Source organism: Pseudomonas entomophila (assembly GCF_013523165.1).
GTDB lineage: Bacteria > Pseudomonadota > Gammaproteobacteria > Pseudomonadales > Pseudomonadaceae > Aquipseudomonas > Aquipseudomonas entomophila_A.
On sequence record NZ_JAAMQI010000002.1, the window covers coordinates 45,458 to 68,122 of the forward strand.

Below are 22,665 nucleotides of genomic sequence, written 5' to 3' on the forward strand. Positions count from 1 at the left end.
AGCTCGTGCCGACTTGCACGAAGCGCTCATCGAGGAAGGAGCAAGGCATGGCAGGTGTAATGGATTCGGTCAACCAGCGCACGCAGCTGGTCGGGCAGAATCGGCTGGAGCTGCTGCTGTTTCGCCTCAATGGCGCACAGCTCTATGGAATCAACGTGTTCAAGGTTCGCGAAGTGCTGCAGTGCCCTGACCTGACGCTGCTGCCTCGGTCCCATTCGGTGGTGCGCGGCGTGGCCAACATCCGCGGCGCGACCATCCCGATCATCGACCTGTCGCTGGCGACCGGGCTGCCGGCGCTGCGCGAGGAAACGCGCAACAGCTTCGTGATCATCACCGAGTACAACACCAAGACTCAGGGCTTTCTGGTGCACTCGGTCGAGCGCATCGTCAACATGAACTGGGAGGAGATCCATCCGCCACCCAAGGGCACCGGTCGCGACCACTACCTCACCGCCGTGACGCACCTGGACAACCGCATGGTCGAGATCATCGACGTGGAGAAGGTGCTGGCCGAAGTCGCGCCGACGTCCGAGTCCATCTCCGAAGGCGTGATCGACGCCGAGGTGCAGGACAAGGCAGTGATGCAGCGCGTGCTGATCGTCGACGACTCATCGGTGGCGCGCAAGCAGGTCAGCCGGTGCCTGCAGACGGTCGGGGTCGAGGTGGTGGCGCTCAACGACGGGCGTCAGGCGCTGAATTACCTGCACGCGCTGGCGGACGAGGGCAAGCGCCCGGAGGAGGAATTCCTGATGATGATCTCCGACATCGAGATGCCCGAAATGGACGGCTATACCCTGACGGCGGAGATTCGCAGCGATCCGCGCATGCAGAAACTGCACATCCTGCTGCATACTTCGCTTTCTGGCGTGTTCAACCATGCCATGGTCAAGAAGGTCGGCGCGGATGACTTCTTGGCCAAATTCAGGCCGGATGACCTGGCACAACGCGTAGTCGATCGTATCAAGGCTGCGTATTAAATGGCCGAGCATGCTCTGGCGCGACATGAGATTCGAGGGACGGCCACTGTGTCTACGGGTAATTTGGATTTCGAGCAGTTCCGGGTCTTCCTGGAGAAAGCCTGTGGGATTCTGTTGGGCGAGAACAAGCAGTACCTGGTCTCCAGCCGTCTCAACAAGCTGATGGAGCAACAGGGCATCAAGTCGCTGGGCGAACTGGTGCAGCGCTTGCAGACCCAGCCACGTGGCGGCTTGCGCGAGCAGGTGGTGGACGCCATGACCACCAACGAGACCTTGTGGTTCAGGGATACCTACCCGTTCGAGGTGTTCAAGAACAAGGTGATTCCCGAGTTCATCCGCAAGAACCCGGGCCAGCGCCTGCGTGTCTGGTCGGCGGCGTGCTCGTCGGGTCAGGAACCGTACTCGCTGTCGATGTCCATCGACGAGTTCGAGCGGACCAACCTCGGGCAACTCAAGGCCGGCGCGCAGATCGTCGCCACCGACCTGTCCGGCGCCATGCTCGCCAACTGCAAGACCGGCGAGTACGACAGCCTGGCGATCGCCCGCGGTCTGTCGCAGGAGCGCCTGCAGCGCTACTTCGACAGCCGTGGGGCCGGGCGCTGGGCGATCAAGGCGCCGATTCGCAGCCGCGTCGAGTTCCGCCCGTTCAACCTGCTCGACAGCTATGCCAGCCTGGGCAAGTTCGATGTGGTGTTCTGCCGCAACGTGCTGATCTACTTCTCGGCGCAGGTGAAGAAAGACATCCTGTTGCGCATCCACAGCACCCTCAAGCCGGGCGGGTACCTGTTCCTTGGTGCGTCCGAGGCGCTCAACGGGTTGCCGGACCATTTCCAGATGGTGCAATGCAGCCCGGGGATCATCTACCAGGCCAAGTGAAGGAGGGCGGCCCTCGGCGGCCGCCTGTTTCGTGGCTGTAGAAGCGTCGTTCCAGCCGTGGACGGCGTGGCTGATGTTGCGGGCCCTGCGGGCCCGATCGCGGCACTGGGGCCGCTCCCACAGGAACCGCGGTGGCCTGCCACGCCGCGGTGAGGCTGTGGGTGTAGGAACCGCGATGGCCTGCCACGCCGCGGTGAGGCTACGGGTGTAGGAGCGGCCCCAGTGCCGCGATTGGGCCCGCAGGGCCCACAAAGGCAGCCACGCCCTCGTCACACGTTCACCTCCATGGCCCAGCCATGATCCTTGTAGCTCGTAGCCCACCACCTGCCATTGCCGCTTTCCCGTCACCCTGCGGAAAAAAATTGCCGCTTTTCTGGCAGCCATCTCGACACTTTCACGCACAGACCCCGCATTCATTGCCTCCTGCCATATTGGCACAAGCCTTGCTAATACATCGCATCCGACCATTCTGGCCGTCCTGCGAAGGTTTTCTGACATGAGCATCAGTTTCGACAAGGCGCTCGGCATCCATGAAAAAGCCCTGGGCTTTCGGGCCCAGCGGGCCGAGGTGCTGGCCAACAACATCGCCAACGCCGACACGCCGAACTACAAAGCGCGCGACCTGGACTTCTCGTCGGTGCTCGCCGCCGAGTCGCAGAAGACCCAGGGCGGCCGCATGACCCTGGAGCGCACCAGCAATCGCCACATCGAGGCCGAAGGGCTGGCGTCCGCGACCGACGACGTCTTGCAGTACCGCACCCCGTTGCAGCCGTCGCTGGACCAGAACACCGTCGACGCCCAGCTCGAGCAGTCGAGCTACGCCGAGAACGCCATCGGCTTCCAGGCCAGCTTCACCTTGCTCAACAACAAATTCAAAGGGCTGATGTCGGCCCTGCGCGGAGAATGACCATGTCCCTCGCCAACGTCTTCAACATCGCCGGCAGCGGCATGAGTGCGCAGAACACCCGCCTCAACACGGTGGCGTCGAACATCGCCAACGCCGAAACGGTGTCGTCGAGCGTCGACCAGACCTACCGTGCCCGGCACCCGGTGTTCGCCACCACCTTCCAGCAGGCGCAGTCCGGCATGGGCCAGTCGCTGTTCGAAGACCAGGGCGAAGCCGGGCAGGGCGTACAGGTGACCGGGATCGTCGAGGACCAGAGCAACCTGGAAGCGCGCTACGAACCCAACCACCCGGCGGCGAACAAGGACGGCTACGTCTACTACCCCAACGTCAACGTGGTCGAGGAGATGGCTGACATGATCTCCGCCAGCCGGTCGTTCCAGACCAACGCCGAGCTGATGAACACCGCCAAGACAATGATGCAGAAAGTCCTGACCCTCGGTCAGTGATAGGGAACCCCGGCCATGGCAGTCGATAGCACCAGCGCGGTCAACCTGACGGACGTCCTCAAAGCGTCCACCGTGACCAGCGCCACCCCCAGCAGCACCAGCAAGAGCGCCAGCCTCACCGGCGCCAGCCAGCAGGCGCTCGGCAAGGACGCGTTCCTGCAGTTGCTGGTCACCCAGATGCAGAACCAGAACCCGCTCGACCCGCAGGACAACAGCGAGTTCGTCGCCCAGCTGGCGCAGTTCAGCAGCCTGGAAGGCATCTCCTCGCTCAACGAGTCGGTGACCTCCATTTCCAGCGCGCTCGGCTCGTCCCGCGCCCTGCAGGCCTCGTCCCTGGTCGGGCGGTCGGTGGTGGTGCAGAACGACCAGGCCGTGGTCGACACCAGCAAGAGCCTGAACGGCAGCGTGGTGTTGCCGCAGTCGGTGAGCGGCGCCACGGTCAGCGTCAGCGACGCCAGCGGCAAGGTGATCAAGACCCTCGAGCTGGGCCCGCAGAGCGCCGGCAATGCCAGTTTCATCTGGGACGGCACCAACGCCAGCGGCGAGAAGGTCGACCCCGGCACCTACCACTTCGACGCCAAGACCACCGTCGATGGCGCGTCGGTAGCCCTGGGCACCTTGCTGCCCGCTACCGTCACCAGTGTGACCCTCAGCCAGACCGGCGGGGAAATGATGCTCAACCTGTCCGGTGTCGGTCAGGTCGCGTTGTCCAAAGTGCAAACCATCGGTATTTGACGCCGGTTCACGGCATCAGGAGTGAAACATGTCGTACAACATCGGCCTGAGTGGCCTTTACGCCGCCAACAAGCAGCTGGACGTGACCGGCAACAACATCGCCAACGCCAACACCACGGGGTTCAAGTCCTCGCGTGCCGAGTTCGCCGACGTCTACGCCGGGGCCAACCGGCTGGGCACCGCGGGCAAGCAGATCGGCAGCGGTGTGAACCTGGCGGCCGTGTCCCAGCAGTTCAACCAGGGTGACGTGACCAACACCGGCAACGTGCTGGACATGGGCATCCAGGGCCAGGGCTACTTCATCCTCAACGATGGCAACTCGACCAGCTACACCCGTGCCGGTGCGTTCCAGACCGACAAGGACAGCTACATCGTCAGCGCCGACGGCGACCGCCTGCAAGGCTACGCCGCCGATGCCTCGGGCAAGATCCTCAAGACCGGCCTGACCGACCTGAAGATCGACACCTCGGCGCTGCAGCCCAAGGCCACCACCAAGGTCGACCAGGGCCTGAACCTGGACTCCTCGGCCACCTCGATCCCGCTGCAGGTGTCCGACGGCAACACGCCGCCGGCGATGGTCGCCAACAAGCCGTTCGACCCGTCGGACGACTCGACCTACAGCCGCTCGTTCCCGACCAAGGTCTACGACAGCCAGGGCAACGAGCACACGCTGGAGCAGTTCTACCGCAAGACCGACACCAACCAGTGGTCGATGTACACCCTGATCGACGGTCGCAACCCGATGGACCCGACCAGCACGCAGCCGCTGACCGGCTCGCTCGCTTTCAACAGTGACGGCTCGATCAACAGCATGACCGCCAACAACACCGGCCTGCCTACCGGTGCGTCGTTCACCGTGGCGGACAACACCTTCACCCTGGCGGGCTGGGTCCCGGCCGAGAAGAACGGTGCCGGCGTGTGGGCGGCCAACGGCGCGGCGGGCGATGCCAAGGGCATCAAGCTGGGCATGGGCACGACCACGTCGTACAACAGCGACACCGCGCGCGTCTCGCAATCCCAGGACGGCTACGCCACCGGCACGCTGTCGAGCCTGAGCGTCGACCCGTCGGGCGTGCTGTTCGCCAGCTTCAGCAACCAGCAGTCCCGGGCCATCGGCCAGGTGGCCGTCGCCAGCTTCGCCAACGACCAAGGCCTGGCCAAGATCGGCGGCACCCGCTGGCAGGCCACCTATGCTTCGGGCGCAGCAGGCGTCGACACGCCGAAGACCGGCAGCCTGGGCTCGATCGAGTCCGGCTCGCTGGAATCCTCGAACGTCAACCTGACCCAGGAGCTGGTCGATCTGATCAAGGCGCAGAGCTACTACCAGGCCAACGCCAAGACCATTTCTACCGAAAGCACCCTGATGCAGACCACCATCCAGATGACCTGATGGGGGTCAGCGCCTGGTGTGCCGCAGCCACGAGCCCGGCACACCAGGCGCTCGCGTCGCCGTGGTCTTCACGTCATTTTCGTAGGGGGTAGTGCCTGTATGCGCGCGTCGCTCCTTGTGTCTGCCCTTGCCGGCGCCGTGCTGTTGGCTCAGGCCCACGCCGCCGCTGCGCCCTGGTTCCGTTGGGAAAGCCAGGTCGATGGGCATCTGGTCTGCTCACAATGGTCGCCCGGCGAGGGCTGGAAGCGGTTTGCCGGCCCCTTCAACAACGCAGCCTGTCGCGACCACTGAGAGCCCGTTGCGGTTGGGCCGGTACCTGCATCGCCGGCAAGCCGGCTCCCACACCCGCTCTGCACCGTCCGGGTCGTCAGCGACACGTCCATGGCTCCAGTGCCGAGCGTGCAGCGGTAGGGCTGTTGTGGGAGCCGGCTTGCCGGCGATAGGGCCGGTACGTTCAACAGCTGCATTGCCGGCTACCGGCAAGCGGCAAACAACCGCCGGATAACCGTCATCGCGGTCCCGACCGTTCATCCCCAGGCCCCGTGAACACGGGGTCTTTCCGTGTTTTCGCAGAGTTGGCGCAAAGCTTGCTTAACAGCCAGCACAGCAACGGCCAGCGGCAATCGCTTGCCCGTGCAGCGGAGGATCGAAGTGGACAAATTGCTCTACGTGGCCATGAGTGGCGCCAGCCAGAACGCGCTGGCGCAACAGGCCCATGCCAACAACCTGGCGAACGTCTCGACCAGCGGCTTCCAGCGTGATCTGGAGCAGGCACGCTCGATGCCGGTGTTCGGTGACAGCTTTCCGGCGCGGGCCTATGCGATGACCGAGCGGCCCGCCACCGACTTCACCCCAGGCGCCCTGCAGGAAACCGGGCGTGACCTGGACGTGGCGGTCAGCGGCGATGGCCTGATCGCGGTGCAGGCACCCGATGGCAGCGAAGCCTACGTGCGCACCGCCAGCCTGAACATCGACGCCCTGGGCGTGCTGCGTGCCGGCAACGGCATGGCGGTGATGGGCAATGGCGGCCCGATCGCCATCCCGCCACAGCAGAAGGTCGAGATCGGCGAGGACGGCACCATCAGCATCCGCGGCATGGGCGAGGACCCTCGCGTCATCGCCGAAGTCGACCGGATCAAGCTGGTCAAGCCGGACATCAAGGCCGTCAGCAAAGGCACCGACGGCCTGCTGCACACCGGCGACGGCCAGCCCGCGCCGGCCGACGGCACCGTGCGCATGGTCTCGGGGTTTCTCGAGGCGAGCAACGTCAACGCCGTCGAGGAGATGACCTCGGTCCTGGCGCTGTCCCGGCAATTCGAACTGCACATCAAGATGATGAACACGGCCAAGGAAGGCGATGAAGCCATGGCCCGCGTCTTGCAAATCGGCTAATCACACCTGAACACGTGCCGTAAAACAGGCACACGAGGAGAATCCCATGCTTCCGGCTCTGTGGGTCGCCAAGACCGGCCTGTCCGCCCAGGACACCAACCTGACGGTCATTTCCAACAACCTGGCCAACGTCTCGACCACCGGCTTCAAGCGCGATCGCGCCGAGTTCCAGGACCTGCTGTACCAGACCAAGCGCCAGCCTGGTGCCCAGTCCACCCAGGACAGCCAGCTGCCCTCCGGCCTGCAGGTCGGTACCGGTGTGCGCATCGTCGGCACCCAGAAGAACTTCGCGGTCGGCAGCCTGCAGACCACCGAGAACCCGCTGGACATGGCGGTCAACGGGCGCGGCTTCTTCCAGGTGCTGCAACCCGACGGCACGGTCTCCTATACCCGTGACGGTACCTTCCACCTCAACTCCGATGGCCAGATCGTCACCGCCAACGGGTTGTCGCTGGAGCCGGCCATCGTCGTGCCGCCCGATGCCATGACCTTCACCGTCGGCCAGGACGGCACCGTGTCGATCACCACCTCCGGCAACGCTGCCTCCCAGGTGATCGGCAACCTGCAGACCGCCGACTTCATCAACCCCGCCGGCCTGCAGGCGATCGGCAACAACCTGTTCCTGGAAACTGCCGCCAGCGGTGCGCCGCAGGTCGGTACGCCAGGCCTGAACGGCTTCGGCACCACCTTGCAGCAGACCCTGGAGAACTCCAACGTCAGCACCGTGGAAGAGCTGGTGAACATGATCACCACCCAGCGCGCCTACGAGATGAACTCCAAGGTCATCTCCACCGCCGACCAGATGCTGTCGTTCGTGACTCAACAGCTGTAACCCTTGAAAGCGATCCGGCTGCGCCCGCAGCGTCCGTCACACCGTGAGGTAAGCGTCATGCATCGTCTGTTTTCCGTGTTCGCCCTGGGCAGTGCGTTGGTGCTGACCGGTTGCGTGGCGCCGGCAGCCAAGCCCAACGATCCCTACTACGCGCCGGTGCTGCCGCGCACGCCGCTGCCGGCGGCGGCCAACAACGGGTCGATCTACCAGGCCGGGTTCGAGCAGAACTTCTACAGCGACCGCAAGGCGTTCCGGGTCGGTGACATCATCACCATCACCCTCAACGAGCGCACCTCGGCGAGCAAGAACGCCGGCTCGCAGATCGCCAAGAACAGCAGCGCCAAGCTGGGCCTGACCTCGCTGTTCGGCGGCTCGGCCACCACCAACAACCCGTTCGGCGGCGGCGATCTGTCGCTCGACGCCGGCTACAGCGGTGACCGCACCACCAAGGGCGACAGCAAGGCGGCCCAAGGCAACACGTTGACCGGCTCGGTCACCGTGACCGTGGCCGAGGTGCTGCCCAACGGCATCATCGCCGTGCGCGGCGAGAAGTGGATGACCCTGAACACCGGCGACGAGCTGGTGCGTATCGCCGGGCTGGTCCGTGCCGACGACATCGCCACCGACAACACCGTGCCCTCGACCCGGGTCGCCGATGCGCGCATCACCTACTCGGGCACGGGCTCGTTCGCCGAGGCCAGCCAGCCCGGCTGGTTCGACCGCTTCTTCCTCAGCCCGCTGTTCCCCTTCTGAGTGCGCACGACCATGCTCAACGTTAGGCACCTGATTGTCGCGACCCTGCTGCTGACCTGTGCATTCGGTGCCCAGGCCGAACGGCTGAAGGACATCGCCAGCATTTCCGGCGTGCGGACCAACCAGCTGATCGGCTACGGCCTGGTCGTGGGGCTCAACGGCACGGGTGACCAGACCACGCAGACGCCGTTCACCCTGCAGACCTTCAACAACATGCTGTCGCAGTTTGGCATCAAGGTGCCGCCAGGGTCGGGCAACGTGCAGCTCAAGAACGTCGCGGCGGTGTCGGTGCACGCCGATCTGCCGGCGTTCGCCAAGCCGGGCCAGGTGATCGACATCACCGTGTCGTCCATCGGCAACTCCAAGAGCCTGCGCGGCGGCAGCCTGCTGATGACGCCGCTCAAGGGGATCGACGGCAATGTCTACGCCATCGCCCAGGGCAACCTGGTGGTCGGCGGCTTCGACGCCGAAGGTCGCGACGGCTCGCGCATCACCGTCAACGTTCCGTCGGCCGGGCGCATCCCCGGTGGCGCATCGGTCGAGCGTGCGGTGCCGAGCGGTTTCAACCAGGGCAACAGCCTGACCTTGAACCTCAACCGCCCGGACTTCACCACCGCCAAGCACATCGTCGACAAGGTCAACGAGCTGCTCGGCCCAGGTGTGGCCCAGGCCATCGATGGCGGCTCGGTGCAGGTCACCGCGCCGATGGACCCGAGCCAGCGCGTCGACTACCTGTCGATCCTGGAAAACCTGGAGGTCGATCCAGGCCAGGCCGTGGCCAAGGTGATCATCAACTCGCGCACCGGCACCATCGTGATCGGGCAGAACGTCAAGGTATCGCCGGCAGCGGTGACCCATGGCAGCCTGACCGTGACCATCACCGAGGACCCGATCGTCAGCCAGCCGGGCGCCTTGTCCGGTGGCCAGACCGCCGTGGTGCCGCGCTCGCGGGTCAACGCCCAGCAAGAAGCCAAGCCCATGTTCAAGTTCGGCCCCGGCACCACGCTCGACGAGATCGTCCGCGCGGTGAACCAAGTCGGCGCTGCGCCCGGTGACCTGATGGCGATCCTCGAAGCCTTGAAACAGGCCGGGGCGCTGCAGGCCGACCTGATCGTGATTTGAGGACCGTACGATGAACAACGCCAAGAGCCTGGTTTCCAGTCAAGCCGACAGCGGTGCCTACACCGACCTCAACCGCCTGAGCTCGCTCAAGCACGGTGATCGCGACAGCGAAGGCAACCTGCGCAAGGTGGCCCAGGAATTCGAGTCGTTGTTCGTCAGCGAAATGCTCAAGGCCTCGCGCAAGGCCAGCAACGTGCTGGCCGACGACAACCCGATGAACACCGAGACGGTCAAGCAGTACCAGGACATGTACGACCAGCAGATGGCGGTGAGCATGTCGCGCCAGGGCGGCGGCATCGGCCTGCAGGACGTGCTGATGCGTCAGCTGTCCAAGCAGAAGAGCCCGGCCGTGGGCAACACCAGCCCGTTCCCGCGGGGCGAGGGCAGCGCGCCGACCCTGTGGGGCCGGCAGGGCGTGGCCGGTGCCCATTCGGCGGTCAGTGGCGACGTCCACGGGCGCAACGACGTCGCGGCGCTCAACGCCCGGCGCCTGGCCCTGCCGGGCAAGCTGACCGACCGTCTGCTGGCGGGCATCGTGCCGTCGGCCACGGCGGCCACGGCGGCCGCTACGACGACCAACACCGCCGCGCTGCCGGCGCGCGAAGGCGTGGCTGCCGTCGCGTCCACGGCCCGTGCCTTCGCCGCGCCGGACCGCACGCAGTTGCAAGGGCTCAGCCGCAGCGTCGCGCAGCCGCCACTGGCGCCACAAAAGGCCTTCTCCGGCAGCGACGACTTCGTCGCCACCATGCTGCCGATGGCCGAAGCGGCCGCCAAGCGCATCGGCGTCGACCCGCGTTACCTGGTCGCCCAGGCGGCGCTGGAAACCGGCTGGGGCAAGTCGGTGATGCGCAACGCCGACGGCAGCAACAGCCACAACCTGTTCGGCATCAAGGCCAGCGGCAACTGGGAAGGCGACAAGGCGCGGGCGATCACCAGCGAGTTCCGCGACGGCAAGTTCGTCAAGGAAACGGCATCGTTCCGGTCCTACGCGTCGTACCAGGACAGCTTCCACGACCTGGTCAGCCTGCTGCAGAACAACGCGCGCTATAAAGATGCGGTCGCGTCTGCCGATAAACCAGAACAGTTCGTCAAAGAGCTGCAAAAGGCCGGGTACGCCACCGACCCTGCCTATGCCAGCAAGATTTCGCAGATAGCCAAGCAGATGAAGTCGACCGAGAGCTATGCGGCTCTGACGACCACTCGGCAACTATAAGGGCCCGCAACCATGGCGAGTTTGATCAATATCGGCATCTCCGGCCTGAACGCCGCGCAGTCGGGGTTGCACACCCTGGGCAACAACATTGCCAATGCCGACGTGGCCAGCTATTCGCGCCAGCAGATCGTCCAGCAGACCAAGGGCTCGCAGCAATACGGCAACGTCTACATCGGCACCGGTACCACCCTGGCCGACGTGCGCCGCGTGTACAATTCGTTCCTCGAGAACCAGCTGCGCACCACCACCAGCCTGAGCAGCGACTCGACCGCCTACCTCAACCAGATCACCCCGCTGGACAAGTCGCTGTCGAGCACCGACACCGGCGTCACCTCGGCCCTGCAGAGCTTCTTCAGCGCCTTGCAGGAAGTCTCCGCGCGCCCGACCGAGGACGCCTCGCGGCAGTTGCTGCTGACCAGTGCCCAGACCCTGGGCAAGCGCTTCAACGCGTTGTCGACCCAGCTCACGCAGCAGAGCACCAACATCGATGGCAACCTGGCCACCATGGCCGACCAGGTCAACAAGCTCAGCAGCACCATCGCTCAGTACAACGACCAGATCGCCCGCGTCTCGGCGACCCAGGGCACGCCCAATGACCTGCTCGACAAGCGCGATGGCGCGGTGCGCGAGCTGACGTCGCTGGTCGGCGCCCAGGTGGTCGAGCGCGAAGGCAACTACGACATCTACCTGAACAACGGCCAGTCGCTGGTGCTGGGCAAGACCACCCAGACCCTGTCGGTGGCGCCTGGTCAGAGCGACCCGACGCGCATGGCGCTGATGCTCAACCGCGGCACCACCCAGATGGACATCACCGCCAGCACCACCGGTGGCGAGATGGGCGGCCTGCTGCGCTACCGCAGCGACACCCTGGACCCGGCACTCAACGAGCTGGGCCGTATCGCCCTGGTCGTGTCCGACTCGATGAACAGCCAGCTGGCGCAAGGCCTGGACAAGAACGGCGAGTTCGGCGCCGCCTTGTTCGGCGACATCAACAGCGCCGAGGCGACCAGCCAGCGCAGCATCCCGCGGATCGGCAACAGTGTCGGTTCGGGCAACCTGGGCGTGACCATCGAGAACAGCGGCAAGCTCACCACCAACGACTACCAGGTGACTTTCAGCAACGCCTCGACCTACAGCGTGCGGCGCCTGCCGGACAACACCGAGCTGGGCAGCTTCGACCTGAACGCCGATCCGGCGCCGGTGATCGATGGCTTCAGCCTGGCGATGAACGGCGGTGCACCGAAGGCGGGCGACAGCTTCCGCATCGTGCCGACCCGCAGCGGCGCCGGCGACATCGGCACCAGCCTGACCGACGCCAAGCGCCTGGCGTTGTCTGCGCCGCTGAGCATCAGCACCGCCCTGGGCAACAAGGGCACGGCAGTGGCCGGGCAGCCGACGCTGACCTCGAAGCTGGACGCCTACGATGCCGCCCAGCGCAGCCAGCTGCAGACCGGCCTGAAGTATTCCACCCCGGTCAAGCTGGTGTTCGGCGACGACAGCGCCTCGCCCCAGGGCTACCAGCTGTACGATGCCCAGGGCACGCAGATCGGTACCGGCACCATCGTCGCCGGGCAGAACAACGCACTCAAATTGAGCGTGCCGATGGTCGACGCCAGCGGCAACCCGATCACCGAGAACGGCCAGCAGCAGGCGTTCACCTTCGAGATGAGCGTGGAGGGCGTCCCCCGCAAGGGCGACAGCTTCACCGTCTCGCTGACCGGTTCGGGCTCTACCGACAACCGCAACGCCCAGGCGCTGCTGGCCCTGCAGAACGGCTCCAGCGTCGACGTCGGCGCCACCGGCAAGGGCATGAGCTTCACCGATGCCTACGCCAAGCTGGTGTCCAACGTCGGTGGCAAGGCGTCCCAGGCGAGCATGGACAGCACGGCCACCTCGGCCTTGCAGCAGTCGGCCCGGGACAGCCGCGATTCGGTGTCCGGCGTCTCGATCGACGAAGAGACCGGCAACCTGATCAAGTTCCAGCAGTACTACACCGCGTCGTCGCAGATCATCAAGGCGGCCCAGGAAACCTTCGCCACCTTGATCAACAGCCTTTAAAGGAGCGTCCTGACCATGCGTATCTCGACCTCGCAGTTCTACAACACCAGCAGCGCCAACTACCAGCGCAGCTACGCCAACACGGTCAAGAGCCAGCAGGACGCCAGCGACAACCTGCGCATCCGTTCGGCGGCGGACGATCCGGTCGGCTCGGCGCGCCTGCTGCAGCTCGAGCAGCAGCAGAACATGCTCGAGCAGTACAGCACCAACGTCACCAGCGTGCGCAACTCGCTGGGCACCGCCGAGACCACGCTCAGCTCGATCAGCACCCTGTTGCAGCGGGTCAACGAGCTGGCAGTCAGTTCCGGCAACGGCGCCTTCACCGACTCGGACCGCAAGGCCAACGCCGACGAGCTGTCGTCGCTGGAAAGCCAGCTGTACACCTTGATGAACACCAAGGACGAGACCGGCAGCTACCTGTTCTCCGGCTCCAAAGGCAGCACCCAGCCCTACGTGCGCAATGCCGACGGCACCTACAGCTACCAGGGCGACGAAGTCAGCCTGACCTTGCAGGTCGGCGACATGATCAGCCTGGCGGCCAACGAGACCGGCTACAGCGCGTTCGAGCAGGCGCTCAACACCAGCCGCAGCGAGACCAAGCTGGTCTCGCCGGCCACCGACGATGGGCGAGTCAGCCTGTCCAACGGCCAGGTGTCGGGCAACACCACCTACAACGACCGGTTCCGCAGTGGCGAGCCGTACCAGATCGAGTTCACCAGCAGCACGCAGCTGAAGATCACCGATGCCGCGGGCAAGGACGTGACCGCCGAAGTGGGCGAGAGCGGCACCTTCAACCCGTCGGCCGACAGCAACACCCTCAGTTTCCGGGGCGTCGACCTGCGCTTGCAGGTCAAGCCCGACAGCGCCGACCCTGACGGCTCCATCGCAGGGCATGTCTTCTCGCTCGGCTCCAAGCCCGACACCCTGGTCGGCACGCGTAGCGCTGGCAACCCGTCGACGGCCCAGGTCACCGGTGCGTCGATCAGCAACCCGGACGCCTACCAGTCGACGTTCCCTGGCGAGAGCGCCGTCCTGCGCTTCACCAGCGACAACGACTTCGAACTGTACGCCGCGCCGGTCAACGACAACAGCCGGCCGGTGGGCAAGGGCACCCTGGCCAACGGTGTCGCGACCGTCGCCGGGGTGAGCTTCCAGGTCGCCGGCACGCCGGCGGCGGCCGACCAGTTCATGGTCAAGGCCGATACCCACCAGACCCAGAACGTGCTCGACACCATCGGCCAGCTGCGCAAGGCGCTGAGTGTGCCGATGGACAAGGATCCGGCGGCCCGCCAGACCTTCCTGGCCTCGCTGGACGCCGCCGTGGGCAACATCGCCAACGCCAGCAACCAGGTCGGGGCGTCGATCGCCTCCATCGGCGGCCGTGGGCAGGCGCTGGACGTGCAGACCGAGACCAACGAGGCGTTGAGCATCGAGAACACCAAGACCCAGAGCTCGATCCGCGAGAGCGATCCGGCCGAGGTCATGCTGCGCTTGCAGATGCAGAGCAACATGCTCTCGGCCTCTCTGCAGGCCTATGCCAAGATCGCGAGCCTGTCGCTGGTCAACTACATCTGATTGACGTGCTACGTTCTCCACCATGCGTCGCTTCGCTCGAAGCAGACGCATGCCTCTTTTCAGGGTCATTCACGTGAATCAGTCTACGCCTGTCAGCCTTGTCATCCCTGCCCACCGTGCCCGCTTTTTCACTCCCGCCTTGCACAGCGCACTCACCCAGACCCATGACGCGCTGGAGATAGTGGTCTGTGATGACAGCCGTACGACCGAGATCGAAGCGATCGTCACGGCACTGGACGCCGACACTCGAGCGCGCGTGCGTTATGTGCGGCACGACGACAGCAACGGATTCATCGACAACCTGATACGGGCGATCGAGCTGGCCAGCCACGATGCAGTGAAAGTGCTGTGCGACGACGACCGCCTGTTCCCGCAATGCATCAGTGAGCAGGTCAAGGTGCTGTCGAGCCTGCCGGACGTCAGCCTGGTGCTGTCTCAGCGAGTGCTGTGCGACGAGAACGACTTCATCCTGCCCATGCGCATCGCCAATGCGCGGTTCGCCAGTGAGGACAGCCTCTTCAAGGGCGAAGACATGCTGTCGCTGCTCGAAGGCCGTCCATTCAACTTTCTCGGCAACCTGTCGGCGGCGTTGATGCGACGCGATCAAGCGCTGCATTGGCTACGCGCGCTCAGCGCCGATGGCCAGCGCTTCCAGGCTTTGTTGGACATCGCCGTGTTCGCTTGCCTGATGCGGCGTGGCGACATGGTCATGCTCAGCACGCCTGCATTGATCGAGCGACTGCACCCGGAACGCTTCAGCAAGCTGCCGGAGGTCGTCCAACGCGCGCCTCAAGAATGGCGTTGGCTGTTGCAGATGGTGGCTGCGCGCAGCGGCGAATCGGCGCCGGCCAGCGGCTGGGTACGCTTCGTGCCGCTGGACCAGGCTCAAGAACGGCCGCTGCCTTGGCAGGAACTGTGCGTGGCGAGAATTCTCAGCAATTGGCACACGCGGCTCAGTGGCCGGGTGGGCAGCGACTGTGAAAGCTATGCACAGTTCTACGGGCAGTGGCTGAGTGCTCGGCAGTTCAGCGAGGTGCAGCGCGGCCTGGTGCCGCGAATCGTATCGGCCTGGCCGACGCAACCACGACTGCTGGTGGTGGTGCTGGACCTGGAAGAAGACACTCAGGGCGTGCAGTGCACGCTCGATAGCCTGGCCAGCCAACTCTATCCGGCGCAGGCCTGTCTGCTGCTGAGCAACGTCGTGCCGAGCGCTCATCCGTCGTTGGTCGTATCGCACGAGGCCCCGCAGGCAAATTGGTCCGTGCAGGTCAACCGTTGGGTGGCCTTGACGCCTGCTGTCGACTGGGTATACCTGTTGCGCGCGGGTGACCGCCTGAGCGAATCCGCCTGTCTGCTGCTGGCCGAACGTGCGGCTGTGTTCCCCGGGATCGCCTGTGTGTATGGCGACGAAGGCGCCTGGGTGGACGATGCGCCAACCGAGCCTGTATTCAAACCCGATTTCAACCTCGACCTGCTGCGCAGCTATCCGTATGTCGGCCGAATGCTGGCGTTCGAGCGCGCCGCGCTCCTGGAACTTGGCGGGCTGGACGGCCGCTTCGGCGAGCTCGCGCCGCACGATCTGCTCTGGCGTCTGGTAGAAACGCGTGGGCCCCAGGCCATCGATCACATCGCCGAAATCCAGGCCCAGTGCACGTCGAGCTTCGCCCAATGGTTGTCGTCACCGGCAGTGGCTCAAGGCAGTGAGGCGTTGGTGAGTGCGCACCTGGACCGGCTTGGCGTCGAGTATCGTGTTCGACACGATCAGCTCGACGTGCTCAATCGCATCGACTACCAGCATGCAGGTAGCGCCACGGTGACGATCATCGTGGTTGTCGAAGAGGGCCTCGAACAGTTGCAGAGCAGCGTCGAGCGCCTGCTCGAGCGGACTGTCACGAAGGACTATGAACTGCTATTGGTGGCGGGCGCAGGCTTGTCGGCGCCCGTGACGGATTGGCTCGACGCGATGGCCGGGCTGGATGCACGTCTGCTGCGCGTCATTCGTGTACCAGAGGTGGACGAGCCTGCGCAGCTGATCGACCGCGCCGCCGCCCAGGGCCGGGGTGACTACCTGCTGTTGCTCGGCGCCACGGTAGAGGTGCTCGATGGCCACTGGCTTGACGAGATGCTGCACTTGGCCCGTCGCCCGGAGGTGGCAGTGGTCGGTGGCACCCTGATCGACGCCCGTGGTCGTGTCATCGAAGCCGGGCGTGTGCTGGGCGTGGCAGGCAGTTCAGGGCCAGCGTTCGCCGGAGAAGACAGTCAGGCCCGAGGCTACTTGCAACGCCTGCAGGTCGTGCAGAACTGGAGCGCCGTGGGCGCGGGCTGTCTGATGGTCCGCAAGACGGTCTTCGATGAACTGGGTGGGTTGAGCGCGCAACCGCTGGCACTGGGGCTGGCCGAGGTCGATCTGTGTCTGCGCGCTGGCCAGCTCGGCTACCTGGTCGTCGGCACGCCGCACGCCAGGTTGCTCAAGACGCCCTCGAACCCATCAGGTGTGCCAGGCGTCGATCCTGACCAGTGGCAGATGCAGCAACAGGCGTTCTGCAAGCGTTGGCTGCCCAAGGTGGCACGCGACCCGGCTTACAGCCCGAGCCTGAGTCTGAACAGTGCGGACTTCAGCCTCGAACCCAGCCTTCGAGGGAGTTGGAACCCCTTGTGTGCGCGTGCGCTGCCGGCGGTGCTGGGTTTGCCCGTGAACGACTCGGCCGTCGGACATTATCGGGTTGATCAGCCATTTCGCCAGCTGGAGGCGGCAGGCCGCGTGGTTGGCCGGGTGGTCTACGAATCGCCCAGCATCGTGCAGCTGGCGCGCATGGATCCGGACGTGATCGTATTCCAACTGCGCCATTCCGAGGACTCGGTCCGTGACATCGAGCGCATCGCCCGCTTCTCTGGCGCGCGGCGCATCTTCGAAATCGACGACTACGTGATCCAGGCATCCACCAAGAATACCCATGCGCGCAACAAACCGGCCGACACCGAGCAACAATTGCGTCGTGGCATCGGGCTGTGTGACCGCGTCGTGGTCACGACGCATGCGCTGGCCCAGCGACTTGCGGACATGCACACTGACATTCGTGTGGTGCCAAATATGCTGGCGCCGCACCTGTGGACCACGCTGGCACCCAGCCGGCGGGGCACCTCGCCCAAACCCAGGGTAGGCTGGGGGGGCGGGACCAGCCATAGCGGCGATCTGGAGATCATCGCCGAGGTGGTGCGTGCCTTGGCCGACGAAGTGCACTGGGTGTTCTTTGGCATGTGCCCGGATGACCTCAAACCCTATATCCACGAATATCATCCGGGTGTCGCGCTGAATGCATATCCGGCCAAGCTGGCCAGCCTGGACCTGGACCTGGCGCTGGCACCGCTCGAGTTCCACGTGTTCAACGACTGTAAGAGCAATCTGCGTCTGCTGGAGTACGGTGCCTGCGGGTACCCAGTGGTCTGCACCGACACCGAGGCGTATCGCGGCTACTTGCCCTGCACGCGGGTGTATACCAACAGCACCGAAGAATGGCTGCAGGCGATCCGTCAGCATCTGGCCGACCCCGTCGCCAGCCAGCGCATGGGCGAGGCGCTGCGCGAGGCGGTGATGCGCGATTTCGTTCTGCACGGTGACAACCTGCGCCAATGGGAGTGGGGGTGGTTGGCGCCCTAGCCCCATGCTGCAAGCGCACAACAGTGCGGTCAGTCACCGGTCGCCAGGATGTCGACGCGGCGCTGACGCACTGACGGGCAACGTGCAGCCCGTGACCTTCCTCCCAGATTGGCGCGCTTCCTGCAATGCACCTCCGATATCGCCATAAATCCTTCACCTGTGCACGGTGCAGGTGGGGTCGACAGACGAGGAACTCGATGAAGGCAGTCATTCTGGCAGGTGGGCTGGGCACGCGTATCAGCGAGGAATCGCACCTCAAGCCCAAGCCGATGATCGAAATCGGCGGCAAGCCAATTCTTTGGCACATCATGAAGCAGTACTCAGCCCACGGCATTCACGACTTCGTGATCTGCCTGGGCTACAAGGGGTATGCGATCAAGGACTTCTTCGCCAACTACTTCCTGCACACCTCCGACGTGACCTTCGACATGCGCGCCAACCGCATGGACGTGCACCAGAACTACAGCGAGCCCTGGCGCGTGACGCTGGTCGACACCGGCGAGGAAACCATGACCGGCGGCCGTCTGCGCCGTGCCGCACGCTACCTCGAAGGTGAGGAGGCGTTCTGCTTCACCTACGGCGACGGTGTCTCGGACCTGGACATCGGCCAGCTCGTCGCCTTCCACCGCGCCCATGGCAAGCATGCCACCGTGACCGCCGTGCAGCCGCCCGGTCGCTATGGCGCCTTGCAGTGCGAGGGCGATCGGGTCCTGGGCTTCAGCGAAAAACCACGCGGCGATGGGGGCTGGATCAACGGTGGCTTCTTCGTGCTGTCGCCGGCGGTGCTGCCGTACATCGACGGTGACGCCACCTCCTGGGAGGCCGAGCCCATCACGCAACTGGCGCAAGAAGGCCAGCTGCAGGCCTTCACCCACGAGGGCTTCTGGCATCCGATGGACACCCTGCGTGACAAGAACTACCTGGAACAGCTCTGGGCGAACGGGGAGGCCCCATGGAAACAGTGGACCTGAACCCAGGCTTCTGGGCCGGCAAGCGCGTGCTGGTGACCGGCCATACCGGTTTCAAGGGCAGTTGGCTGGTGCTGTGGCTGCAGCAGATGGGCGCCGAGGTGATCGGGTTCGCCCAGGACCCGTCCACCGAGCCGAACCTGTTCACGCTGGCACGGGTCGGGGAGGGGATCGACGACCGACGCGGCGATGTGCGTGACCTGGGCGCGGTGATGAACGTGCTGCTCGAGGCTCAGCCGCAGATCGTCCTGCACCTGGCAGCCCAGCCGTTGGTGCGCGAGGGTTACCGCGACCCGTTGGGCACCTATTCCACCAACGTCATGGGCACGTTGAACCTGCTCGAGGCGATTCGCCAGATCGGCGGCGTGCGCGCCTGTGTGGTGGTCACCACCGACAAGGTCTACGCCAACCAGGAATGGCCGTGGCCGTACCGGGAGAACGAAGCCCTCGGCGGGCATGACCCCTACAGCAGCAGCAAGGCCTGCTGCGAACTGCTGGTGCAGTCCTACAAGTCGTCGTTCTTCCCGGCCGCCGAGCACGCCGCCCATGGCCTGTGCCTGGCCACGGCGCGGGCCGGCAACGTGGTCGGGGGTGGCGATTTCTCCCCGGAACGGTTGATCCCGGACGTGCTCAAGGCCTGGACCGAAGGCCGTCCCGTGACCTTGCGCTACCCGCAGGCGGTACGCCCCTGGCAACACGTGCTCGAACCGCTGGCCGGCTACCTGCACCTGGCGCAGGCGCTGTACGAGCGCGGCCCGGCGTTCGAAGGGGCCTGGAACTTTGGCCCTGGCGAGGACGATGCGCGCAGCGTCGGCGAAGTCGTGCAGCTGTTGGCCTCGCAGTGCCCCCAGGCCGCCGGGGTCGAGCTGCGCCAGAGTGAACTGCACGAGGCAGGCCTGCTGCGGCTGGACAGCTCGCGGGCGCGCCAGGCGCTGGGCTGGCAGCCACGCTGGTCGCTGTCCGAGTGCCTCGACCATACCCTGGCCTGGCACCAGGGCTGGCAGCAGGGGCTGGACATGCGCGCCGTGTGCCTGACCCAGCTGCATCACTACAAGGAGTCGTTGTGAGCCAATACCGCCTGATCCCTCTGCCGCTCGAAGGCCTGGCCCGGGTCGAGCATCGCCGGCACGACGATGCACGCGGCGCCTTCGCGCGGCTGTACTGCGAGGACAGCCTGCAGACACAGGGCGTGCCGTTCCACGTCCGCCAGATCAACCGCTCGCTGACCCGGCAGTGTGGCAGCGTGCGCGGCCTGCATTACCAGACCGGCCTGCCGGCCGAAAGCAAGTACATCACCTGCGTGCGTGGTGCCGTCTGGGACGTGGTGGTCGACCTGCGCCGGGGCTCGCCGACGTTCCTGCGCTGGCATGCCGAGCGGCTGACGGCCGATGGCGGTTTCAGCCTGCTGGTGCCGCCCGGGTTCGCCCATGGTTTCCAGACCCTGAGCGACGACAGCGAGCTGCTGTACCTGCACAGCGCCGACCATGCGCCGGACCGCGAGGGCGGACTGGCCCATGACGACCCGCGCCTGGCGATCGACTGGCCCCTGCCGGTGATCAACCTGTCGCTTCGCGACCAGCAGCATGCCTGGATCGATGACTCTTTCAGCGGACTGAACCCATGACGCCTGCCTCCCATACTTGCCGCGCCTGCGCCAGCCCCTTGCAGCTGCCCCTGATCGACCTGGGCACCTCGCCACCGTCGAATGCCTACCTGCGCCCCGAGCAGCTGTCGCAGCCCGAGGTCTGGCTGCCGTTGAAGGTCTGGGTCTGCGAACGCTGCTGGCTGGTGCAGGCCGAAGCCCACCAGCAGGCCGACCAGCTGTTCGACGCCGATTATGCCTACTTCAGCAGTTACTCGCGGTCGTGGCTGGCGCATGCCGAGACCTACGTGGCCGACATGGTCGAGCGCTTCGCGCTCACCGCCGACAGCCGTGTGGTCGAGATCGCCGCCAACGATGGCTACCTGTTGCAGTTCGTGGCCCAGCGCGGCATCCCTTGCCTGGGCATCGAGCCGACGCGCAGCACCGCTGCAGCGGCGCGCGCCCGCGGCCTGGCCATCCGCGAGGACTTCTTCGGCACGACATTGGCCGAGGCGCTGACGGCCGAGGGCTGGCAGGCCGACCTGATGGTCGCCAACAACGTGCTGGCCCACGTGCCCGACATCAATGATTTTCTCGAGGGCTTCGCGCGCCTGCTCAAGCCCGGTGGCGTGGTCACCTTCGAGTTTCCACAATTGCTGACGCTGATCGCTGGCCGCCAGTTCGACACCCTCTACCACGAGCACTACTCCTACCTGTCGCTCACCACCGTGGACCTGCTCTGCCAGCGCAACGGCCTGCAGGTCTTCGACGTGCAACCGCTCACGACCCATGGCGGCTCGCTGCGGGTTTTCGTCCAGCGCCACGCGACGGGTGAACAGGCCGTCAGCCCGGCGGTGGGCGCGGCGTTGTCCGCCGAGCGCGAAGCCGGTGTGCTCACCCCGGCGTTCTACGCGACGCTGGCGCCGGCGGCCCAGGCCATCAAGCTGCAACTGCTGGACTTTCTGCTCGAGGCCAAGGCGCAGGGCAAGCGCGTGGTGGGTTACGGTGCGGCGGCCAAGGGCAATACCTTGCTCAACTATGCCGGTGTGCGCAGCGACCTGCTGGCCTGGGTCGCCGATGCCAGCCCGCACAAGCAGGGCAAGTACCTGCCGGGCAGCCGCATCCCCATCGTCGCGCCCGAGCGCATCGCCCAGGAGCGCCCTGACTACGTGCTGGTGCTGCCATGGAACCTGCTGCCGGAGGTCCAGGCCGAACAGGCCGGCATCGCCGAGTGGGGAGGGCGGCTGGTCGTCGCCGTGCCCGAGTTGACGGTCCTGTGAGCGCGCCGGTCGTACTGGTCACCGGCGCCACCGGTTTCGTCGGCCGCCATCTGGTCGGTGAACTGCTGACGCGCGGCATGACCGTCCGTGCACTGGCGCGGGACAGCGTGCGCGCCAGCACGCTGCCGTGGTTCGGGCAGGTGTCGTTCATCGCCGCCGACCTGCACGAGGCCACCGCCGAACAGGTCGCCACCTGGTGCGAGGGCGTGGACGTGCTGGCGCACCTGGCGTGGCCCGGCCTGCCCGATTATCAGGCGCTGTTCCACCTGGAGCAGAACCTGAGCGCCGATTACCGCTTCATCAAGCAGGCCGTGCTGGCGGGTGTGCCGCAAGTGCTGGTGACCGGGACCTGCTACGAATACGGTGACCAGAGCGGCCCGCTGGACGAACGGTGTCCCGCCCGCCCGCAGACGGCCTACGGGCTGGCCAAACACAGCCTGCATCAGTTCCTGCAGGCGTTGCAGCGCCACCATCCGTTCGTCCTGCAATGGGCGCGCCTGTTCTACCTGCATGGCGAAGGGCAGAACCCCAACAGCCTGCTGGCGGCCCTGGACCGCGCCATCGATCAAGGCGCCGCCGTGTTCGACATGTCCGGCGGCGAGCAGCTGCGCGACTTCCAGCCGATCACGGCCCTGGCGCGCCAGCTGGCCTCGGTGATCGCGCAGCGCGCGTTCGACGGCACCGTCAACTGTGCCAGCGGCCAGCCGATGGCCGTGCGCACGCTGGTGGAGCGGCACCTGGCCGCGCGCGGGGCGACGCTGTCGCTCAACCTGGGGCATTACCCCTACCCACGGCACGAACCCATGGCCTTCTGGGCGGTGACCGAGGTGCTCGACCGGCTGCTTGTGGCCCAGGGCACCGGCCATGCGGCCTGAACCCTGCCGAGCAGGGGCGCCTGCCT

General features: G+C 65.6%; 20 protein-coding genes. All 20 read left to right on the plus strand.

All coding sequences use genetic code 11. The features are described from left to right. Nucleotides 1-47 precede the first annotated feature (47 nt). Nucleotides 48-977, plus strand: coding sequence for a chemotaxis protein CheV (locus tag G7Z99_RS02005; RefSeq protein ID WP_181091558.1), 930 nt, complete (start codon nt 48-50; stop codon nt 975-977). A gap of 48 nt (nt 978-1,025) precedes the next feature. Then, entirely contained in the window at nt 1,026-1,853 is an 828-nt protein-coding gene (gene cheR, locus G7Z99_RS02010) for a protein-glutamate O-methyltransferase CheR (protein WP_181091560.1), read from the plus strand. 496 nt (nt 1,854-2,349) lie between these two features. Next, nucleotides 2,350-2,760 (plus strand): flagellar basal body rod protein FlgB, encoded by a 411-nt coding sequence (gene flgB, locus G7Z99_RS02015; protein WP_181091562.1) that lies wholly within the window; start codon nt 2,350-2,352, stop codon nt 2,758-2,760. 2 nt (nt 2,761-2,762) lie between these two features. Continuing rightward, entirely contained in the window at nt 2,763-3,206 is a 444-nt protein-coding gene (gene flgC / locus G7Z99_RS02020; RefSeq protein WP_144938713.1) for a flagellar basal body rod protein FlgC, read from the plus strand. Between the two features lie 15 nt (nt 3,207-3,221). Beyond that, nucleotides 3,222-3,941 carry a flagellar hook assembly protein FlgD gene (gene flgD, locus G7Z99_RS02025; protein WP_181091564.1) on the plus strand — a complete coding sequence of 240 codons (720 nt, stop codon included), beginning with the start codon at nt 3,222-3,224 and terminating at the stop codon, nt 3,939-3,941. A gap of 28 nt (nt 3,942-3,969) precedes the next feature. Next, complete coding sequence (flgE, locus tag G7Z99_RS02030; protein ID WP_181091566.1) at nt 3,970-5,331, plus strand: flagellar hook protein FlgE; 1,362 nt, start codon at nt 3,970-3,972, stop codon at nt 5,329-5,331. A gap of 99 nt (nt 5,332-5,430) precedes the next feature. Continuing rightward, complete coding sequence (locus tag G7Z99_RS19770; RefSeq protein ID WP_060394424.1) at nt 5,431-5,622, plus strand: hypothetical protein; 192 nt, start codon at nt 5,431-5,433, stop codon at nt 5,620-5,622. Nucleotides 5,623-5,982: 360 nt separating this feature from the next. Further along, nucleotides 5,983-6,723 carry a flagellar basal body rod protein FlgF gene (locus G7Z99_RS02035; protein WP_181091567.1) on the plus strand — a complete coding sequence of 247 codons (741 nt, stop codon included), beginning with the start codon at nt 5,983-5,985 and terminating at the stop codon, nt 6,721-6,723. Nucleotides 6,724-6,769: 46 nt separating this feature from the next. Then, nucleotides 6,770-7,555, plus strand: a complete 786-nt coding sequence (flgG, locus tag G7Z99_RS02040) for a flagellar basal-body rod protein FlgG (protein WP_060394422.1) — start codon at nt 6,770-6,772, stop codon at nt 7,553-7,555. A gap of 57 nt (nt 7,556-7,612) precedes the next feature. Beyond that, the gene (gene flgH, locus G7Z99_RS02045) at nt 7,613-8,308 is read left to right on the plus strand and encodes a flagellar basal body L-ring protein FlgH (RefSeq protein ID WP_181091569.1); all 696 of its coding nucleotides are present in this window, start codon (nt 7,613-7,615) and stop codon (nt 8,306-8,308) included. A gap of 12 nt (nt 8,309-8,320) precedes the next feature. Beyond that, nucleotides 8,321-9,430 (plus strand): flagellar basal body P-ring protein FlgI, encoded by a 1,110-nt coding sequence (locus G7Z99_RS02050; protein WP_181091571.1) that lies wholly within the window; start codon nt 8,321-8,323, stop codon nt 9,428-9,430. Between the two features lie 10 nt (nt 9,431-9,440). After that, nucleotides 9,441-10,643 carry a flagellar assembly peptidoglycan hydrolase FlgJ gene (gene flgJ, locus G7Z99_RS02055; RefSeq protein ID WP_181091574.1) on the plus strand — a complete coding sequence of 401 codons (1,203 nt, stop codon included), beginning with the start codon at nt 9,441-9,443 and terminating at the stop codon, nt 10,641-10,643. A gap of 12 nt (nt 10,644-10,655) precedes the next feature. Further along, nucleotides 10,656-12,701 (plus strand): flagellar hook-associated protein FlgK, encoded by a 2,046-nt coding sequence (flgK, locus tag G7Z99_RS02060; RefSeq protein ID WP_181091575.1) that lies wholly within the window; start codon nt 10,656-10,658, stop codon nt 12,699-12,701. 15 nt (nt 12,702-12,716) lie between these two features. Beyond that, a complete protein-coding gene (locus G7Z99_RS02065; protein ID WP_181091577.1) occupies nt 12,717-14,276 on the plus strand; it encodes a flagellar hook-associated protein 3 in 1,560 nt (519 codons plus the stop codon). Between the two features lie 73 nt (nt 14,277-14,349). After that, a complete protein-coding gene (locus G7Z99_RS02070) occupies nt 14,350-17,934 on the plus strand; it encodes a glycosyltransferase (RefSeq protein WP_181091579.1) in 3,585 nt (1,194 codons plus the stop codon). A 197-nt stretch (nt 17,935-18,131) separates the two neighbouring features. Continuing rightward, nucleotides 18,132-18,905 carry a glucose-1-phosphate cytidylyltransferase gene (gene rfbF / locus G7Z99_RS02075; RefSeq protein ID WP_181091581.1) on the plus strand — a complete coding sequence of 258 codons (774 nt, stop codon included), beginning with the start codon at nt 18,132-18,134 and terminating at the stop codon, nt 18,903-18,905. Then, nucleotides 18,887-19,969 (plus strand): CDP-glucose 4,6-dehydratase, encoded by a 1,083-nt coding sequence (gene rfbG, locus G7Z99_RS02080; protein ID WP_181091583.1) that lies wholly within the window; start codon nt 18,887-18,889, stop codon nt 19,967-19,969. The genes rfbF and rfbG overlap by 19 nt, the downstream gene beginning before the upstream one ends. After that, nucleotides 19,966-20,526 (plus strand): dTDP-4-dehydrorhamnose 3,5-epimerase family protein, encoded by a 561-nt coding sequence (locus tag G7Z99_RS02085; protein ID WP_181091585.1) that lies wholly within the window; start codon nt 19,966-19,968, stop codon nt 20,524-20,526. The genes rfbG and G7Z99_RS02085 overlap by 4 nt, the downstream gene beginning before the upstream one ends. Then, the gene (locus G7Z99_RS02090; protein WP_181091587.1) at nt 20,523-21,764 is read left to right on the plus strand and encodes a class I SAM-dependent methyltransferase; all 1,242 of its coding nucleotides are present in this window, start codon (nt 20,523-20,525) and stop codon (nt 21,762-21,764) included. Before G7Z99_RS02085 ends, G7Z99_RS02090 begins: the two co-directional genes overlap by 4 nt. After that, nucleotides 21,761-22,639, plus strand: coding sequence for an NAD-dependent epimerase/dehydratase family protein (locus tag G7Z99_RS02095; protein ID WP_308812270.1), 879 nt, complete (start codon nt 21,761-21,763; stop codon nt 22,637-22,639). The genes G7Z99_RS02090 and G7Z99_RS02095 overlap by 4 nt, the downstream gene beginning before the upstream one ends. Nucleotides 22,640-22,665 lie beyond the last annotated feature (26 nt).

Coding starts and splice junctions, on each gene's coding strand:
- rfbG (WP_181091583.1), top strand. CDS start 18,887: ATGGAAACAGTGGACCTGAACCCAGGCTTCTGGGCCGGCAAGCGCGTG.
- G7Z99_RS19770 (WP_060394424.1), top strand. CDS start 5,431: ATGCGCGCGTCGCTCCTTGTGTCTGCCCTTGCCGGCGCCGTGCTGTTG.
- G7Z99_RS02005 (WP_181091558.1), top strand. CDS start 48: ATGGCAGGTGTAATGGATTCGGTCAACCAGCGCACGCAGCTGGTCGGG.
- G7Z99_RS02050 (WP_181091571.1), top strand. CDS start 8,321: ATGCTCAACGTTAGGCACCTGATTGTCGCGACCCTGCTGCTGACCTGT.
- G7Z99_RS02090 (WP_181091587.1), top strand. CDS start 20,523: ATGACGCCTGCCTCCCATACTTGCCGCGCCTGCGCCAGCCCCTTGCAG.
- flgC (WP_144938713.1), top strand. CDS start 2,763: ATGTCCCTCGCCAACGTCTTCAACATCGCCGGCAGCGGCATGAGTGCG.
- flgJ (WP_181091574.1), top strand. CDS start 9,441: ATGAACAACGCCAAGAGCCTGGTTTCCAGTCAAGCCGACAGCGGTGCC.
- flgK (WP_181091575.1), top strand. CDS start 10,656: ATGGCGAGTTTGATCAATATCGGCATCTCCGGCCTGAACGCCGCGCAG.
- rfbF (WP_181091581.1), top strand. CDS start 18,132: ATGAAGGCAGTCATTCTGGCAGGTGGGCTGGGCACGCGTATCAGCGAG.
- flgG (WP_060394422.1), top strand. CDS start 6,770: ATGCTTCCGGCTCTGTGGGTCGCCAAGACCGGCCTGTCCGCCCAGGAC.
- flgH (WP_181091569.1), top strand. CDS start 7,613: ATGCATCGTCTGTTTTCCGTGTTCGCCCTGGGCAGTGCGTTGGTGCTG.
- flgD (WP_181091564.1), top strand. CDS start 3,222: ATGGCAGTCGATAGCACCAGCGCGGTCAACCTGACGGACGTCCTCAAA.
- G7Z99_RS02065 (WP_181091577.1), top strand. CDS start 12,717: ATGCGTATCTCGACCTCGCAGTTCTACAACACCAGCAGCGCCAACTAC.
- flgB (WP_181091562.1), top strand. CDS start 2,350: ATGAGCATCAGTTTCGACAAGGCGCTCGGCATCCATGAAAAAGCCCTG.
- flgE (WP_181091566.1), top strand. CDS start 3,970: ATGTCGTACAACATCGGCCTGAGTGGCCTTTACGCCGCCAACAAGCAG.